Source organism: Paenibacillus vulneris (genome assembly GCF_039543185.1).
GTDB lineage: Bacteria > Bacillota > Bacilli > Paenibacillales > NBRC-103111 > Paenibacillus_S > Paenibacillus_S vulneris.
In genome coordinates this window covers 166,196-183,525 of sequence record NZ_BAABJG010000014.1, presented here as the reverse complement: position 1 = coordinate 183,525, position 17,330 = coordinate 166,196, and the positions used below count along the sequence as shown (strand labels likewise).

Genomic DNA, 17,330 nt, shown 5'->3' with positions numbered 1-17,330 from the left:
GCAGGACGGCGGTGGTGGATTATGGAATGTTTTTACATTTGCATCCAACTACGGGGATAATGAATCGCACTGCCTTGTATCTCCAGGGTCTTCTTGTTATAGTAGGAATACTAGGAATAGCGGAGGAAATCCATGGAACTTCATTTACAATCGGCAAGAGACAATAAGGGACTCATTCGGGATTACGTTCACAGCACGCTGAAGAAGAACATTATGGAATTGCGGTTGGAGCCCGGCCGGTTTATTTCGGAAAAGGACGTCATCGAGATGCTGCAGGTTAGCCGCACTCCCATTCGCGAAGCCTTCGTCAAGCTGGCCCAGGAGGAATTGATCGAGACGGTTCCGCAAAAAGGCTCTTTTATCTCACTGATCGACTGGCAGCATGTTGAAGAGTCCCGCTTTATTCGGGAAACGCTGGAATCGGCGGTTGTCAGAGAGGCTTGTACCGTACTGAGCTCCGAGCAGGTGCTGCATTTGCAAAACCTGATCAATCTTCAGCAGCTTTGCGCAGCGGAGAAAAATTATGAACGGCTGTTTGAGCTGGACGAAGAATTTCATAAAGCGATTATTACCGGCTGCGGCAAAATCCGAACCTGGAATATGATCCAGCAAATGAGTACGCATTACAACCGCATTCGTTTTTTGCGGCTTGCTTCCAATACGGATTGGGAGAGTATTCTGGAGCAGCATCAAGGACTAGTACAGGCCATCCGTGACAAACAGGAAGATGCTGCCGGAAAGATTATGAAAGAGCACCTTAGCATGGGAGATATCGATAAGGATCAGCTGAAAGAAAAGTACCCGGCGTATTTCAAGTAAGGCTGGGAGAATTGCCTTGACCCAAGGCATTCCTCAAATACCAGGCTTGTAAGCGTATTCTTTTTTTGTTCAATAAAAAGGATGAGAGGGTGGCGGTTACTATGACGGATGTGTTGAACGAGATCATGGGGCAGAATGAGGAAGGCTTGTTTGCTATTGAGACCCATTCGGCGGGCCCTGCGGGCACACTGCCTTTGACCAAAGACATGCTGCTTCACGCGCCAAGCGGCGAGCTGTTCGGACTAACGCAAAATGCGGGAATGGGATGGGCGCCGGGCGGATTGGGCGGCAGGCAGTATTTGCTGTTAAGCACGCAGGGCGGCATCCGGAATGAAGACGGAAGCCCGGCTGCGCTAGGCTACCACACCGGTCATTGGGAGGTCGGGCTGCTAATGAAGTCGGCTGCGGAGGAAATAAGCGCGAGTGGAGGGATTCCGTTTGCCGGATATGTCAGTGATCCGTGTGATGGACGGTCCCAGGGAACGGAGGGTATGTTCGATTCCTTGCCTTATCGGAATGATGCCGCGATGGTCTTCAGGCGGCTGATCCGTTCGCTGCCGACGCGCAAGGGCGTGATTGGAGTCGCCACATGCGACAAAGGGCTGCCGGCGATGATGATGGCGCTCGCTGCCATGCACGAGCTCCCCTGCATCCTTGTGCCAGGGGGTGTGACGCTGCCGCCGACCCGTGGCGAGGACGCGGGCAAGATTCAGACGATCGGCGCGCGTTATGCCAAAGGCGAGATCACGCTGGAGGATGCCGCCGACCTTGGGTGCCGGGCCTGTGCGACGCCTGGCGGGGGCTGCCAGTTTCTTGGGACGGCGGCTACCTCCCAAGTGGTCGCCGAAGCGTTGGGAATGACAGTGCCCCATGCGGCTCTGGCTCCGTCGGGACAGCCTGTGTGGAAGGAGATGTCCCGCCAATCCGCACGCGCGTTGATGCTCATGGACCGGAAGGGAATCGTCATGAAGCACGTGTTAACCGAAGCAGCCGTCCATAATGCGATGGCCGTGCATGCGGCATTTGGCGGGTCGACCAATCTGCTGCTGCATATTCCTGCCGTTGCCCATGCCGCGCGTCTTCCGATACCGACAGTACAAGACTGGATTCGAATCAATCGGAACGTGCCGCGGCTGGTCAGTGTCCTCCCTAATGGTCCGGTTGATCATCCGACCGTTCGAGTGTTTCTGGCAGGAGGCGTACCGGAGGTGATGCTTCATCTCCGCCGGGAGGGCGTATTGGAAGAGCATGCGATGACCGTCTCCGGGGAAACGATCGGCACGGTATTGGATTGGTGGGAGCAGAGCGTGAGGCGTCATCGTATGAGACGCCTGCTTATGGAGAAGGACGGCATCGATCCCGACGAGGTGATCATGAATCCGGCGAAGGCCCGGCAGCGCGGCTTAACCTCGACCGTAACGTTCCCCGTCGGCAATTTGGCACCGGAAGGCTCGGTCATTAAGTCAACCGCCATAGATCCGTCGGTTGTACAGGAGGACGGAGTGTACCATCACCGGGGCAAAGCCAAAATATTTACCTCGGAGAAAGAGGCGATAGCCGCTATCAAGCAAGGCGGGATTGAGGCGGGAGATATTATGGTCCTGATCGGGCGCGGACCATCGGGCTCAGGGATGGAAGAGACTTATCAAGTCACGTCCGCTTTGAAGCATCTGCCCTTTGGCAAACGAGTATCGTTGATTACGGATGCCAGATTTTCCGGAGTATCGACGGGAGCTTGTATAGGGCACGTCGGTCCGGAAGCTCTCGTTGGCGGTCCGATAGGAAAGCTTCGTGATGGAGACACCATAGAGATTAGAATCGACCGAAATCGGCTGGAAGGCAGCGTACATTTCATAGGGCACGGAGACGACCTGCTAACCCCGGAGGAAGGAGCGCAGGTGCTGGCATCCCGAACCCCTCATCCCGGCCTAAGGGCCGACCCGAGGCTTCCCGACGATACCCGCTTATGGGCTGCGTTGCAATCGGTCAGCGGCGGAACTTGGGCGGGAAGCGTGTATGATGTGGACCGCATCCTGGCTGTTTTGGAAGCGGGGAAGCGCGCTATGGAGAGGTCGGAGTAAAGCAAAAGGATCCGCATTAGCGGATCCTTTTCCTGCTTACTCCGGCACTTATCGAAGCGGAGCGAACCCGGCGACTTTTTGCAGAATACGGTCAATTTCATCGAGCGTATCCTGCTGAAGCGCGATATCCACCGCTTTTACATTTTCCTCGATTTGCTGCGGATGGCTGGCCCCGATCAAGGCCGAGCTGACACCCGGCTGTCTTAGCACCCAGGCCAACGCGAGCTGGGACAGCTGAATACCGAGCCGTTCAGCAACTTGTCCGAGCTCCTCCACACAAAGCAGCACATCTTCCTGAAGATAGCTGTTGATGACATGGTTGACCGCCCGGTTGGCAGCCCTGCTGTCCGAAGGCAGCTGCTGGTTCGGCTTGTATTTTCCCGTCAATATCCCTTGGGCGAGAGGCGAGAACACAATCTGGCCCAAGCCTGCAGCCATGGATACAGGCATCACCTCGCGTTCGATATACCGTTCAAACATATTATAAATCGGCTGATTCGAGATCAAGGGCCGCAATCTCAACGATGTTCCGATGCCGACGGCGTCGGCTATTTGAGCTGCGCTCCATTCGCTGACGGCGGCGTACAAGATTCTGCCTTCGGCTTGAAGATCATCCAGAGCGCGGAGCGTCTCCTCCACAGGAGTCTGGTCGTCGTACCGGTGACAGAAATAGATGTCGATGTAGTCCACGCCTAATCTTTTCAGACTGGCTTCGCACTGCTCTTTAATATGCTTGCGGGATAATCCGCGGTCATTGGGACCTTGTCCCATAGGAAAATAAACTTTGGTAGACAGCACATAGCTCGATCTTTCATAGGGCTTGAGGGCCGCCCCCATTGCCTTTTCTCCTTCTCCCCGATTGTAGGCGTTCGCCGTATCGAAGAAATTGATTCCGCATTCGAACGCGGTTTGAATGCATGCGTCCGCAGCCTTTTGCTCGGCGGCAGTGCCATAGGTTAACCAGCTGCCGAGACCGATCTCGCTTACCTTCAACCCGCTTGCGCCAACGCGTCTATATTTCATGGAAGCTCACTCCTTCTAGGTTTTCTGGAGCTATTATACCTTCAATGCCGGGAAGGGAGAAGTACGCAACTTGACCTCATTTAGTTACCTTAAGTTAAGTAACTCAGCTGATCCGCAAGCCCAATGAAATCCCCGCAAGCCATGCAGCAGACTCTCTTCCCGCATTCTTCCTTCTACTGTTGCAGCGATCTCGGCGATACACAGCGGTCTCCACGGCAAAAACCGGACATCCAAGGGAGTCCGGCACAATGCCTAGCCTGATCATATTCCATTAACGATATGGACGGGCTTGCCTTCCAGAAAAGCAGCGACATTATCAGCGGCTGTGTCCATAAGTCTGGCGCGAGCCTCCTGGGTAGCCCATGCGATATGCGGGGTAATAATACAATTTCTCGCTGTCAGCAGCGGGTTATCGGCTGGAGGAGGCTCGACGGACAGCACATCCAGCGCCGCGCCGGCAATGGCTTGCCCATTCAGCGCATCCGCCAGGTCCTGTTCGTGAATGAGGCCGCCTCTCGCCGTGTTGATCAAGAAGGCGGTGGGCTTCATCCAAGCAAGCCGCTCGCGGTTGATAAGCTGCTCCGTATCCGGGGTCAGCGGGCAGTGAAGGCTCACGATATCCGAGGCTCGAAGCAGCGTTTCCATATCCGTCCATTCGACTCCTTCGACGGGTTGAGGACGGCTGCGACCGCTGCCTACGGCTAAGACCCGCATATTCATCGCCTGGGCGATGCGGGCGGTTTGAGTGCCGATTTTGCCCAGGCCGATCAAGCCGATGGTTTTGCCGGACAGCTCGATAAGCGGCGATTTCGTAAAGCAGAAGTCGATGCTGCTTGTCCATTCTCCAGCTTTAACGGCCTCATCGTGGCGGCCTATACGGTGGCACAGCTCCAATATCATAGCGAACACAAATTGGGCAACCGAATGCGTTCCGTAGGTAGGGATATTGGTCACGGGGATGCCCTTCTCCCGGGCGGCATGGATATCTACAATATTGTAGCCTGTTGCCAGAACGCCGATATAACGAAGCTTGGGAAGCTTTTCGAGCGTTGCTGCGGACAGAGGCGTTTTGTTCGTCAATACGATTTCGGCATCCGCCGCCCGTTCTACGATGAGCTCGGCGGGAGTCCGGTCATAGATGGCGGTAGGTCCAAGCCGGGAGATTTTATCCCAGCTCAAGTCTCCGGGGTTCAAGGTATATCCGTCCAGCACAACAATGTTCATAAGGCCAGGTCCTCCTTTGATATGGGCTGCTATGAATCTCATTATACTACAAACAAATTGTGCGAAAAATGAAGTGACAATTTGGTTTGAAAGGAGTATGTTTTATATAGGGAAGCTAAATAAATTAGGAGAGGAAGAACAGGGCCTTGTCGTTCTTTAAAAAATACGTTCGTAAGTATTGGAAGCTGTTTACGATTGCGGTCTTATTTTTAACCTGTGAAGCCTTGGCGGATTTGACTCTGCCCACGGTGATGTCGCATATCGTGGATGTGGGCGTAGCCGGCAATGACATGAATTATGTTCTGAGCATGGGCGGATTTATGCTGCTGATCACATTCCTCGGCGCGTTGGCGGCAACAGGGCGCAACATTTTGGCCAGCCGCGTATCGCAGAAGTTCGGGGCGGAGCTTAGAAAAGATTTATTTGCTAAAATACAAACGCTTTCATTTGAGAACATCGACCAATTTGAGAGAGCCTCCTTAATCACTCGCTTAACGAACGATGTGACTCAGGTGCAGAATTTTACAAACGGTCTGATGCGGATTTTCGTAAAAGCTCCCTTATTGTGTATAGGCAGTCTGATTATGGCTACGCGTCTGAATCCTCAGCTGTCGATCGTGTTGGCTGTAGTGGTTCCCATAGTCGGAATTCTCATAGCCTTGAACATGAAGATCGGATTCCCCCGGTTTATCCGGGTGCAGAAGGCGCTGGATTCCGTCAACGGCGTGATGAGGGAGTATTTGTCCGGAGTGCGCGTCGTCAAGGCCTTCAACCGGTTCGACTATGAGGTCGACAAGTTTCATCATGTGAACGAGACGTACCAGGCGCGCTCCATTGAAGCGATGCGGGCCATGTCCATCTTCAACCCGGCCATCATGCTGACGGTCAATATCGGGATTATTGCGGTGCTGTGGTTCGGGGGATTGGGGGTCTCGAACGGAAGTATACAGGTCGGGCATATTATTGCGTTTATTAACTATATGACGCAAATTTTGTTTTCCTTAATGACAATTTCCATGGTGTTCAATATGTTCATCCGGGCCAAAGCCTCAGCCCAGCGGATCGGGGAAGTATTTGATCAGCAGTCCAGGATGACCTGGAAGCCGGATACGCAGTTAAACCCGCAGCAAAGCGGCAGAGTGGATTTTGAAAATGTCAGCTTTTCCTATGAAGGGGCTTCCGGCGACCCGGTGGTCAAAGGGGTAACGTTGACCTGCATGCCGGGCGAAACCGTGGGCATCATCGGCTCCACCGGATCGGGCAAAAGCAGCCTCGTCGGGCTGATCCCGAGATTCTATGACGCCACCTCCGGTACGGTAAAGGTAAACGGAGTGGATGTGACCCGGATCGATCCGGCCAAGCTTAGAGAGAAAATCGCGATCGTTCCCCAGAAAACCGTACTGTTCACAGGGACGGTGACGGAAAACATCCGGTGGGGCAAGGAAGACGCGACGATGGAGGAAATTATCCAAGCGGCGGAAATTGCGGAGGCCCACCCGTTCATTACTTCGTTTCCGGAGGGATATGAGACCCGGCTCGGCCAGCGCGGAATCAACTTCTCCGGAGGTCAGAAGCAGCGGGTTTCCATTGCAAGAGCTCTGGTCAGAAAGCCGGAAATTCTTATTCTGGACGACTGTACAAGCGCTGTAGATACGGCGACGGAAGCGAGAATCAAGGAGGGGCTCAAGAAGTATACGCAGGGCCTTACCTGCATTCTTATCGCGCAGAGAATTTCATCGGTTATGGACGCCGATAAAATCGTCGTGCTCGATCAAGGCGAGGTTGTCGGCATAGGCAAGCACGATGAGCTGATGAGAAGCTGCCAGGTGTATCAGGAAATCTATTTATCGCAAATGGGGAAGGAGGCGCATAGGAATGTCGAAGCCTAATGACACATCCAGAGACAATCAACCGCCGCAGGAAGTTCCTATGCTGCAGGCCGGACGACCCGGCGGCTTTGGTCCGCGCCCCGGCGGGCGGGGCGGTCCGGTCGTCAAGCCGAAAAATTTCAAGGCGACCCTGCGCAGAATATGGAAATTCGTCGGTACCCAGCGGAGGATGCTGGCCGTCGTATTCCTCTTTATTCTGGTGGACGCCTTGGTTACTTTGACCGGCCCGTACATTATCGGAAAGGCGGTCGATTCCATGACCGCCTCCAACGGCTCGGTTCACTTTCAAATGCTTGAGCTGATGATCCTGGCGCTGGTTGCAGCGTACTTGACCGACGGCGTGCTGACATTCCTGCAGAGCTGGTTTATGGCCGGGGTATCACAGCGGATCGTAGGCAACCTGCGAACGACACTGTTCGCCAAGCTGCAGAAGCTGCCCTTGTCCTTCTTCGATTCCAGGCCGCACGGGGAGGTCATGAGCAGACTGTCCAACGATATCGATAACGTGAGCAATACGATCTCGCAATCCACCACCCAATTGATGTCGGGGACGATTGCGATTGTCGGATCCCTGACGATGATGATCATTTTAAGTCCGCTGCTGACTTTGGCTACACTCATTACCGTGCCGCTGGTTTACATTCTAGGCAAGACGATAACGAAGAGAACCAGCGTACTGTTCAAGGAGCAGCAGGCCCAGCTGGGCAAGCTGAACGGCCATATCGAGGAGACGATTTCCGGCATTCATGTCGTTAAGGCGTTCAACCATGAGGAGAAGGCGATTCACGAATTCAATTCCGTGAACGATAAGCTGTACGAGGTGGGATTAAAGGCGCAAATTTTTTCCGGCTTCCTGATGCCTCTCCTTGCCGTTATCAATAACATCGGCTTCGCGGCTGTTGCGATCGTCGGAGGCGTACTGGCTGTCAAAGGACACATTACGGTCGGGGTTATCGCCAGCTTCCTCAGCTATTCGCGCCAATTCGTACGGCCGCTCAATGAAATGGCGAATACGTACAATATTCTTCAGTCCGGGGTTGCAGGCGCTGAGCGCGTGTTTGAAGTCCTGGATGAGAAGGAGGAACCGGCCGATTCGCCTGACGCTATCGAGCTGAAAGAGACGAAAGGGCATGTAGTCTTCGATAATGTGACCTTCGGCTACAGACCGGATGTTCCCATCTTAAAAAATATCAGCTTTGAATCGCCTCAGGGAAGCAGTACGGCGCTGGTCGGTCCGACCGGAGCGGGGAAGACGACGATCGTGAACCTGATTACCCGGTTTTATGACATTCCGTCCGGCACCATCTATATTGATGGCCGTGACATTAAGGAATACACCCGGGACAGTCTGCGAAGATGCTTCGGGATCGTGCTTCAGGATACCTATTTATTTTCGGGGACGATTAAGGAAAATATCAAATATGGCAAATCGGATGCTACGGACGAAGAAGTGGAGATGGCGGCCAGAATGGCCAATGCCGATGCCTTTATTAAGAGACTGCCCAAGCAGTATGATACGGAGCTGTCCGAGAATGGAGGCAATTTAAGCCAAGGGCAGCGTCAGCTGCTCGCTATCGCCCGGGTCATCTTGGCAAAGCCTTCTATTCTGATCTTGGACGAAGCGACGAGCAGCATTGATACGCGGACCGAGCTGCATATACAGGATGCCCTGCTGAAGATTATGGAGGGCAGAACCAGCTTCATTATCGCACACAGATTGAATACGATAAGGGATGCCGATTCGATTATGGTCATCGACCATGGAGAGATCGTGGAGCAGGGAAGCCATGACAAGCTTATCGAGCGTCAAGGCACCTACTATCAAATGTTCTATAATCAGTTTCGTAATATGGAAGGCTCTCACTAGAGCCACAAATCAAGACCTGGCTCCGCTGATGCGGGGACGGGTCTTTTTTTTGCATTGGAAGCTCCGTGGCCACCGTGAAGTAACAGGTTCTGCTTCGGCTATGGATTGCGTGGTTATTATTGCTTTCTATACTACAGATGCCCATGAGCCATGACAAAAATAATAAATAATACAAGGATAACGACAAAAATTTGTAATTTTATTTAATCTAATCGTACAAATTTTATTCGTAAACATAAATTTTATAGTCAAAAATAGCAAACTTTCAGCCGAATAACAAAAATGAGCCTAGAGTTGCCGGAATGAATTTGATTACAATGTGAAGCATAGTTTTTTATTCCAGAAATTAGGAGGGTATGATTCTGATAAAGATCTAATCCTTGAAAAGCATCTTGTTCTAAAAATCAATATGAAGCGCTTACATGCCATCAACAATGAAAGGAGCTTTTATCGATGAACAAAAGGATCTCTTTGCCGTGCTCCGTCGGCTTGACGGCATCCATGCTCATGACCTTGCTGGCAGGCTGCAGTTCAACAGGCGCCCCGGCGGGGGATGCGGTAGGCTTGTCTAGGACAGAGGAGGCTGCGGATAAACCTGTCACATTAAGTATCACTTCAAGAGCCGGATTGACGACAGAGCAGTTTGATCAACTGTACGGAAAATATTTGAAGGAGAAGTTCCCAAACTACACGTTCAATTTTATGCAGCAGAGGGGCAGTAAAATTAACACGCAGGATATGGTGACAGCGGGTACTCCGATCGATTTGATGTTCGAATCGCTGTCAAGCTTGATTGACGGGGTCATAAACCCCGGGCTGGGGTTTGATATCAGTCCGCTGATCAAGAAGGAAAATGTCGACCTGAACCGGTTCGAACCCGTGGCGCTTGATGCCATGAAGGCGATGGCCGGAGGGCAGCTGTACGGTCTACCCATCTCCATGCAGGCGATGTCCCTGATGTATAACAAGGATATTTTCGATAAATTCGGGGTTCCCTATCCGAGGGACGGGATGACTTGGGATGAAGTATTCGCCGTTGCCAAGCAGCTGAGCAGAAAAGAAGACGGAATTCAGTACTTGGGCCTGGTTACCTCCACCGGACATGTGCTGAAGCTGAGTCCCTTCTCCCTCCCATATGTTGATGTTCAGACGAACAAATCCACATTGGGCGACGGCAGGTGGAAAACGATTTTGACGACGATTTTTAACGGGCAGCTGGAGGAGCCGGGGTTTAGCGATTATGTGAGGAATAATAAGAATAAGCTGCCTGGCATGGACCAATTCATTAAGGACCGCAACATTGCTATGTGGGTATTTTTCACGGATACGGCCTTCTTCCCGGGGATGGATGAAATGAATTGGGATATGGTATCCGTCCCGACCTATAAGGAGGTTCCCGGTATGGCGGCTCAGGTATATCCGAATTATATCTGTATCTCCAATACGAGCAAAGAGAAGGACGCCGCTATGAAGGTGTTGAACTATTTAACGTCCGATGAATTTCAGCTTACGCTGTCCAAGGCGGGAACGATCAGTTCTTTAACCACGCCGGAGGTGAAGAAGGCGCTTGGTGAGGACTATGCGAAAAAAGTGAATTGGGGCGCCGTGTATTACCATACCTTTGCAGCAACTCCTGCTAAAGGGCCTTATGAAAATACGGGCGAGAAGCAGCTGACGGATCTGATTCCCTCCCTGTACACAGGAGAGCTGGATGTTAACAGCCTTCTGAGAAAGGCGCAGGAGGAAGCAGATAAAGCGATAGCTTCAGCCTTGAAGAAATAGGCACTTTGAGTGAAGAAATAGTGCAAATTAAGGACGAAGCGGGCAGCCCGTTCCGTCTGTTCAGGTGCCAGAATTCACGGATTTAATCATTTTCTTGTAGGCGGAAGGCGACATCCGGGCGACTTGCTTGAACTTGCGGTTAAAATGAGTCGTGTTAATATAGCCGACCTGTTCGGCAATGTCGGTCATCTTGAGCCCGGTCTCCTTAATCAGCCTCTGCGCTTCACGAATTCGAAAGGCATGGATATATTCCGTAAAATGAAAGCCCGTATGCTGCTTGAACAACCGGCTTAAATACGAGTCGCTGACATGAAACCGCTCTGCGACGGAATGCAAGCTTATCGGCTCGTGATAATGCAATCCGCAATAATCAAGCACCGCCAAAATCGTGCGATGAAGCCGGCTATGGGGCACTTCCGAGCTCTCGGAAAGCTTGCGAATCGAGAACAGCAGCAGCTGTACGACGAGCGTTTTGAAATACAGCTCCCGTCCGTGCAGGCCGGTATTGCCATATTCGCGAATCAATTCGAGCAATATATGCTCGATGCGGCTCTGCTCCTGAAGGTTCAGCTCCAGCAGACAGCTTTCTTGAAAGGGCAGCAGCAGGTCGGGCTGCTCTTGCAGGAACGGCTTGATGAAGGCGTCGGTGAAATAGAGGACGACCCGCTCATGCTCGGGATGCGAGCCCTCCATCGTTTTGTGGAGCTGATTTTTGTTGATGAATACGAGGGAGCCCTTTTTGACCAGGAACGTTCTATCCTCAATGTAGTATCTGCGTTCCCCGGCTAACAGATAATAGATCTCGTAGAAATTATGGTAGTGATATTTGATAAAATTGTATGTCTCTGCCCGTTTAGCGACAGATATGGAGAAATTGCTGTGCAATGAGAGCCGCCTCCCCAAGGAATCGTAAGCAAGCGCTGTCACCGGGCCTGCTATGTACAAGAATAACAAATGAACCGGGGATGTCAACGCAGAGGGTTCAGACATCTTGCGGCAGCTTGGAAGGGTGCGATATGATGAAGCTTGGTCGGACAGCCCGAATTACGGTGCTGTTACTGCTATTATGGATAACAGGATGTGGAGATGGAATGACTTCGAAAGAGCAAGGCAAAGCAGTACATAACATGGGAGGGGAAGCCGCTTCCCGGCAGATTACGGTTTACTTGGCAGGCGACTCCACCGTATCAAATTACACGGCGGACCGGGCTCCTCGCGCGGGATGGGGACAAATGATCGGAGCCCTGCTGGACAAGCAGGTGAACGTACATAACGCGGCTTCCTCCGGAAGAAGCTCCAAAAGCTTTATTGACGAAGGCAGACTGGACCCGATCTTGGAGCAAATCGGCAAGGGGGATTATCTGCTGATTCAGTTCGGACATAACGATGAGAAGAAAGAGGACCCTTCAAGGTATACGGAGCCGAACACGACGTATAAGAGCTTTTTGAAGCAATACATCGACGGGGCCAGGAACAAGGGGGCTGAACCGGTTCTGATCACTCCGGTGGAGCGCAACGGCTTCGATGCTAACGGGAGGCTTAAGGATTCCCATCGTTTCTACACGGAAGCTATGAAATCGCTCGGCAAGGAATTGGAGGTTCCTGTCATCGACTTGACGGCCAAAAGCAAGGCGCTGTTCGAGAAGCTGGGACCCGAAGCAACCAAAGAGCTGTTCTTGCATCTTGAGCCGGGGCAAAGCCCGAATTATCCGGAAGGCGTTCAGGATAATACGCATTTTTCCGAACGGGGTGCGCTGGAAATGGCGAAGCTCGTCGTGGAAGGCATCGTGGAGCTGCAGCTTCCTCTGAGCCGGCATGTGATTAAATAGCAGTTGCATCCTGAGAACTGTAACGACCGGGGGGAGGGCATCCCAACGGGTTGTGATACTATTTCCCAGTTTTTGCAAGTTTCTCGACAAACTCACATTCAATGGATCCCGGATGGCAGGGGTCCTTTTTTTGCGTCCGGAAGTAAGCGATTGCATAAAAACCGCATTTTTTTATAGGCTATTTCTGCCTTCTTTGTAAAATGAACAAAAATATGAAATTTATGGGCAAAAATTATGAAGATTGTTCAATTTCTTTATGATATTGTTAAATTGACTTAGAAATGAAGCGCTTTCTTGAAGAGAAAAACAAGGGGGATTTGAACATGATAAAGAAAAGTTTAATCGTATCGACGGCCATGCTCGTCGCCTTAACGACGGCCTGCAGCAGCAAGCAGGGAGCGGAGGGGACTTCGAGCGATGGAAATCAGAAGCAGGGAGTAAGTAATGAGCCGGTGGAGCTGGTGCTCTACTCGACTTCAGCAACCTCCGAGGAAGAAATAAAGCAAAAGTTTAGCGACCCGATCAAGGCAAAATTCCCGAATATTACCATCAAGTATATTAAGAAGGGGACCGGCACCACGATTGATGAAATGGTAGCCTCCGGTCAAACGATTGATCTTTTTTACGAAAGCACCAACTACTTCTATACGGTAGATAAATACGGTCTTGCTTATGACATGTCGGATCTGATCAAGAAAAATAACATTGATTTAAGCGCTTTCGAGCCGACCATGATTGATTTTGCCAAAAACATGTCCAAGAACGGGATTTACGGCCTTCCTGTAAGCTCCATGAACGTAATCCTGTTCTATAATAAGGACATTTTCGATAAATTCGGCGTCCCTTATCCGAAGAACGATATGACTTGGGAAGAGCTGACACAGATAGCCAGCACGTTAACCCGGGCAGATGGAGATAAGCAGTACCTGGGCTTCGCCGCATCCCCTGCACATACGATTAAAGCGAATCAATTGGGATTAAACTTCCTTGATCCGAAGACGGATAAACCGACGATCAACACGGATGAAAAGTGGAAGCAGCTGTACCAAACGTATTATATCAATACAGCCAACAACCCTGGCTACAAGAAGGCAATGGTCGGCTTGAAAAACAAGCTTCCCTATAAAGATCCGTTCCTGAAGGACAGAAACCTCGCCATGATCGCTTATTTATCCGATTTGGATTGGGCGGCTGCCGGCTCGGAAGGAATGAACTGGGATATTGCCGCATTGCCTACTTTCAAGGAGCTGCCGAAAATCGGTTCACAGGCTTATCCGTTCTATTGGGGCGTAACCCAGCAAAGCAAGCATAAAGAAGAAGCGATGCAGGTTATTCAATATTTGACTAGCGTTGAGTACCAAACGAAGCAGGTTCGCAACGGAACGATGACCGTTCTGAAGGACGATGCGATCAAGAAGCAATTTGCGCAGGACAGCAAGTACAAGGATAAAAATACGAGCGCCCTGTTCTATAACCAATACGCTCCTATGCCTGTGCGTTCGGCCTATGAAGGAGAGGCGCAAAAGGCTTACGAGGATGCTATTCATGAGGCGGCTCTCGGAGATACGGACATCAACTCCCTGTTCCGTAAAATTGAAGAAACGGCGAACAAAGCCGTGGATGCAGCTAAAGCAAAAACCAAATAAGAAGCAGGACTTTTCAAAGCACGGGATTTCGAGCGATCGGAACCCGTGTTTTTTGCATTATAGAATGTATCAATGTTCGGTGAGGGAGCAGGACTACCTCTCGGTTTCATGATTTTATATGCCATGGAATGGCTTGGGATGGTTTTTTATGCTATGTTGCTTATAATAAATATACCAATGATAATGAACTAATCCCTTTTTCTATGGGGGGAATCCTATGTTACAAGCACCAACGCGGGAGGACAGGCCATGAACAAGCAAGAACAGGTCGTTATGGCATTCAGGGACTTATTCAATAAGATGGTTTACCTTAATAAGTCTAAGATGGAAGACAGCCTTAAAGGTTATAAGCCTTCTGAAGTACATAGTATCGAATACATTGGAAGAAACGCAGATTCTAACGTGACAAAGCTTGCGGAGGCCTTTTATATGACTCGCGGTGCCATAAGTAAATTAACGAAGAAGCTCATAAACAAAGGCCTTATCGAAAGCTACCAGAAGCCGGATAACAAGAAAGAAATCTATTTTAGGATTACGGAGCAGGGAAAAGTCATTTATAAAATCCACGAGGAGCTGCACAAACAGTTTCAAGAGCGGGATCAAGCCGTATTTGAGCAGGTAACCGAGGAACAATTTGATAGTATGCTCAGCTTTTTAGAAACGTATTGCAGGCATTTGGATGCGGAAATAAAAAAGCAGGGTATGGATATGAAGTCGGAACAAGATGAATCATGAAAATCCGCTCACAGGCAGCCGGACTCTATGGAGAACGGGTGTCTTTTTTATTGCTGATATTTTGGTGACAAGGAAACAAAAATGTGATACGATGGTTTTGTTTCCTTGGAATCAAAATTACAGTAAGGAGAGAAGTAAGTGTCCCAATTTCGATCACCTAATGAGCAGAAGAACATGGCCCAAGCTGTAGATAAAAAGACGTTACTCTTCGGTCTTATGTCCGTGTTTCTTTGCGGAATAGGCTTCAGTATCATAACCCCTGTCGTCCCATTCCTAGTACAGCCTTATACAGGCAATCCGGGAGATCAAGCTGTCGTTGTTACGCTGCTGACCTCTGTTTATGTGGTTTGCGTGTTTTTGGCTGCCCCCGGACTTGGAGCTTTGAGCGATAGATATGGCCGTCGTCCATTACTCTTGATAAGCCTCTTGGGTTCTGCAATCGGGTACTTCGTTTTCGGTATGGGAGGAGCGCTATGGGTGCTATTTGCCGGGCGCATAATAGAGGGTATAGCAGGCGGGAGCATAAGCACTCTCTTTGCCTATTTTGCCGACATTACCCCCAGAGAACAGCGCACCAAATATTTTGGGTGGGTGAGTGCGGTTGCAGGTGCAGGCTCCGCTATTGGCCCGGCGCTAGGAGGGTTGATTGCCAAGTTTGGTTATTCTGCACCTATGTATTTTGGCGCCATAATAACCTTACTAAATGTTGTTTACGGATACTTTTTTATGTCGGAGAGCCTTGGCAAGAACAATAGACTGGAAAAGATCACCTTTGTAAGACTGAATCCATTCACACAGCTTGTCAACGTGCTTTCCATGAAAACCTTAAAAAGGCTGCTTGTCTCGGCGTTCTTACTTTGGATTCCCAACGGATCTTTACAGGCTGTTTTTTCACAATTTACGATAGATACTTTCCATTGGGCACCTGTACTCATCGGACTTATGTTTTCCATTATGGGCGTTCAAGACATCATTTCCCAAGGCTTCATCATGCCAAAGCTTTTGGTAAAACTCCGTGATGCACAGATAGCCATTCTTGGAATGGTTTCGGAAATTGTAGGCTACAGTCTTATAGCGCTGTCGGCCTTATTCTCATTCTACCCCCTTCTTATCGCGGGGATGTTTCTATTCGGTTTTGGCGATTCGATCTTTGGGCCTTCATTTAATGGAATGCTTTCCAAGTCTGTCGATGCTAGTGAACAAGGCAGGATTCAAGGAGGCAGCCAATCTATTCAGGCTCTAGCAAGAATAATTGGGCCAGTCGTTGGAGGCCAAATCTATGTTTCCCTTGGCCATGTCGCCCCGGCTTTGATGGGTGTGATCCTTATAGCAGCGGCAATACCCGTTTTGTATAAGGGTACGTTGTGTAAATAAGTAAAGACTTAGTTCTTTTATTGAAGGACTAGGCTGTGTTTTTTGGTTCCGCTGTTATATGTAGAGCTTGGGTCCAGTGGTATAATATAGGAAAGGAGCTGATAGTATGTCCAAAATGGTCTGTGTTCATTCCTTAACAGCTGAGCAGGAACAGCGTATTCGTCAAGCGGCCCCGGGGTGGGAGCTGATCCACGGTAAGGAGAAGGAGATATGGCTGCCGCATTTGAAGGAAGCGGAAATCGTCATCGATTGGAGAGCTTCCTGCGAATCGGAATGCTTGCAGCCCGATGCCAAGCTGCGTTGGGTACAGAATTGGGGAGCGGGAGTAGACAAGCTTCCTTTAGAGGAATTGGCGTCAAGAGGCATTATCCTTACGAATGCTAGCGGTGTTCATGCGTTCCCGATCTCGGAAACCATATTCGGGATGATGCTCGGCTTTACGAGAAAGCTGCATCTTTCCATACGAAATCAGCTGGAGCGGCAATGGAAGGGTACAGGAACACTCGGAGAAATTCATGGGAAAACGATAGGAATTATTGGCGTTGGAGCCATTGGAGAAGAGACCGCACGAATAGCCAAGGCATTCGGGATGAAGGTGCTTGGCGTCCGCAGATCGGGCGGATCCAGTGAGTACGTAGATCAGATGTACGATAATAGCGGCTTGGAGACGGTTCTTCGCGAAAGTGATTACGTGGTCGTAACCCTCCCGCTAACACACGAAACCAAGCATCGCTTCGGCAGAGCCGAGTTCGAGCAGATGAAGCGAACGGCGATGTTCATTAATATCGGGAGGGGCGGTACGACGGATACGGAAGCCTTGGTGGAAGCGTTGCAGAACGGGACTATCGCCGGGGCAGGTCTGGACGTGTTTGAGCAGGAGCCGCTGCCGGAGTCAAGTCCGCTCTGGAGCCTGGATAATGTGATTATGACACCGCACAATTCGGGATCGACCGATCAATATAACGAACGGGCTTTTGAAATCTTCATGCACAATTTGCAGCAATACATTCAAGGGAACGAGCCGACTATCAATCGGGTCGATTATGACCTGCAGTATTAAC

At 50.5% G+C, this 17,330-nt stretch carries 13 protein-coding genes; 10 read left to right on the top strand and 3 right to left on the bottom strand.

All coding sequences use genetic code 11. From position 1 onward, the window contains the following. The first annotated feature begins 132 nt into the window (after positions 1-132). Both ABEA66_RS13080 and ABEA66_RS13075 read left to right on the top strand, forming a co-directional pair. Positions 133-819, top strand: a complete 687-nt coding sequence (locus ABEA66_RS13080) for a GntR family transcriptional regulator (RefSeq protein ID WP_345587867.1) — start codon at positions 133-135, stop codon at positions 817-819. Positions 820-920: 101 nt separating this feature from the next. After that, a complete protein-coding gene (locus ABEA66_RS13075) occupies positions 921-2,900 on the top strand; it encodes a YjhG/YagF family D-xylonate dehydratase (protein ID WP_345587866.1) in 1,980 nt (659 codons plus the stop codon). 48 nt (positions 2,901-2,948) lie between these two features. Here ABEA66_RS13075 and ABEA66_RS13070 read toward each other — a convergent pair whose 3' ends face one another. Beyond that, positions 2,949-3,923, bottom strand: a complete 975-nt coding sequence (locus ABEA66_RS13070; RefSeq protein ID WP_345587865.1) for an aldo/keto reductase family protein — start codon at positions 3,921-3,923, stop codon at positions 2,949-2,951. Between the two features lie 261 nt (positions 3,924-4,184). Next, entirely contained in the window at positions 4,185-5,147 is a 963-nt protein-coding gene (locus ABEA66_RS13065) for a D-2-hydroxyacid dehydrogenase (RefSeq protein ID WP_345587864.1), read from the bottom strand. Positions 5,148-5,293: 146 nt separating this feature from the next. Here ABEA66_RS13065 and ABEA66_RS13060 point away from each other — a divergent pair, with 146 nt between their 5' ends. The 3 genes from ABEA66_RS13060 (at position 5,294) to ABEA66_RS13050 (ending at position 10,685) form a co-directional block, all read left to right on the top strand. Further along, entirely contained in the window at positions 5,294-7,036 is a 1,743-nt protein-coding gene (locus tag ABEA66_RS13060) for an ABC transporter ATP-binding protein (protein ID WP_345587863.1), read from the top strand. A gap of 40 nt (positions 7,037-7,076) precedes the next feature. Continuing rightward, entirely contained in the window at positions 7,077-8,903 is a 1,827-nt protein-coding gene (locus ABEA66_RS13055) for an ABC transporter ATP-binding protein (RefSeq protein ID WP_345587981.1), read from the top strand. A gap of 453 nt (positions 8,904-9,356) precedes the next feature. Continuing rightward, positions 9,357-10,685: an ABC transporter substrate-binding protein gene (locus ABEA66_RS13050; RefSeq protein ID WP_345587862.1), complete on the top strand. Its 1,329-nt coding sequence runs from the start codon at positions 9,357-9,359 to the stop codon at positions 10,683-10,685. Between the two features lie 60 nt (positions 10,686-10,745). Here ABEA66_RS13050 and ABEA66_RS13045 read toward each other — a convergent pair whose 3' ends face one another. Continuing rightward, positions 10,746-11,570: a helix-turn-helix domain-containing protein gene (locus ABEA66_RS13045; protein ID WP_345587861.1), complete on the bottom strand. Its 825-nt coding sequence runs from the start codon at positions 11,568-11,570 to the stop codon at positions 10,746-10,748. A 206-nt stretch (positions 11,571-11,776) separates the two neighbouring features. On the opposite strand from ABEA66_RS13045, the gene ABEA66_RS13040 reads away from it, so the two are divergent. The 5 genes from ABEA66_RS13040 to ABEA66_RS13020 all read left to right on the top strand — a co-directional run bounded on the left by ABEA66_RS13040 (position 11,777) and on the right by ABEA66_RS13020 (position 17,329). Further along, positions 11,777-12,514 carry a rhamnogalacturonan acetylesterase gene (locus ABEA66_RS13040; protein WP_377740077.1) on the top strand — a complete coding sequence of 246 codons (738 nt, stop codon included), beginning with the start codon at positions 11,777-11,779 and terminating at the stop codon, positions 12,512-12,514. 323 nt (positions 12,515-12,837) lie between these two features. Continuing rightward, complete coding sequence (locus tag ABEA66_RS13035) at positions 12,838-14,160, top strand: ABC transporter substrate-binding protein (protein WP_345587860.1); 1,323 nt, start codon at positions 12,838-12,840, stop codon at positions 14,158-14,160. A gap of 249 nt (positions 14,161-14,409) precedes the next feature. Further along, positions 14,410-14,895, top strand: coding sequence for a MarR family transcriptional regulator (locus tag ABEA66_RS13030; protein ID WP_345587859.1), 486 nt, complete (start codon positions 14,410-14,412; stop codon positions 14,893-14,895). Between the two features lie 138 nt (positions 14,896-15,033). Next, positions 15,034-16,269, top strand: coding sequence for an MFS transporter (locus ABEA66_RS13025; RefSeq protein ID WP_345587858.1), 1,236 nt, complete (start codon positions 15,034-15,036; stop codon positions 16,267-16,269). A gap of 106 nt (positions 16,270-16,375) precedes the next feature. Further along, the gene (locus ABEA66_RS13020; RefSeq protein ID WP_345587857.1) at positions 16,376-17,329 is read left to right on the top strand and encodes a D-2-hydroxyacid dehydrogenase; all 954 of its coding nucleotides are present in this window, start codon (positions 16,376-16,378) and stop codon (positions 17,327-17,329) included. The last annotated feature ends 1 nt before the right edge of the window (position 17,330 follow it).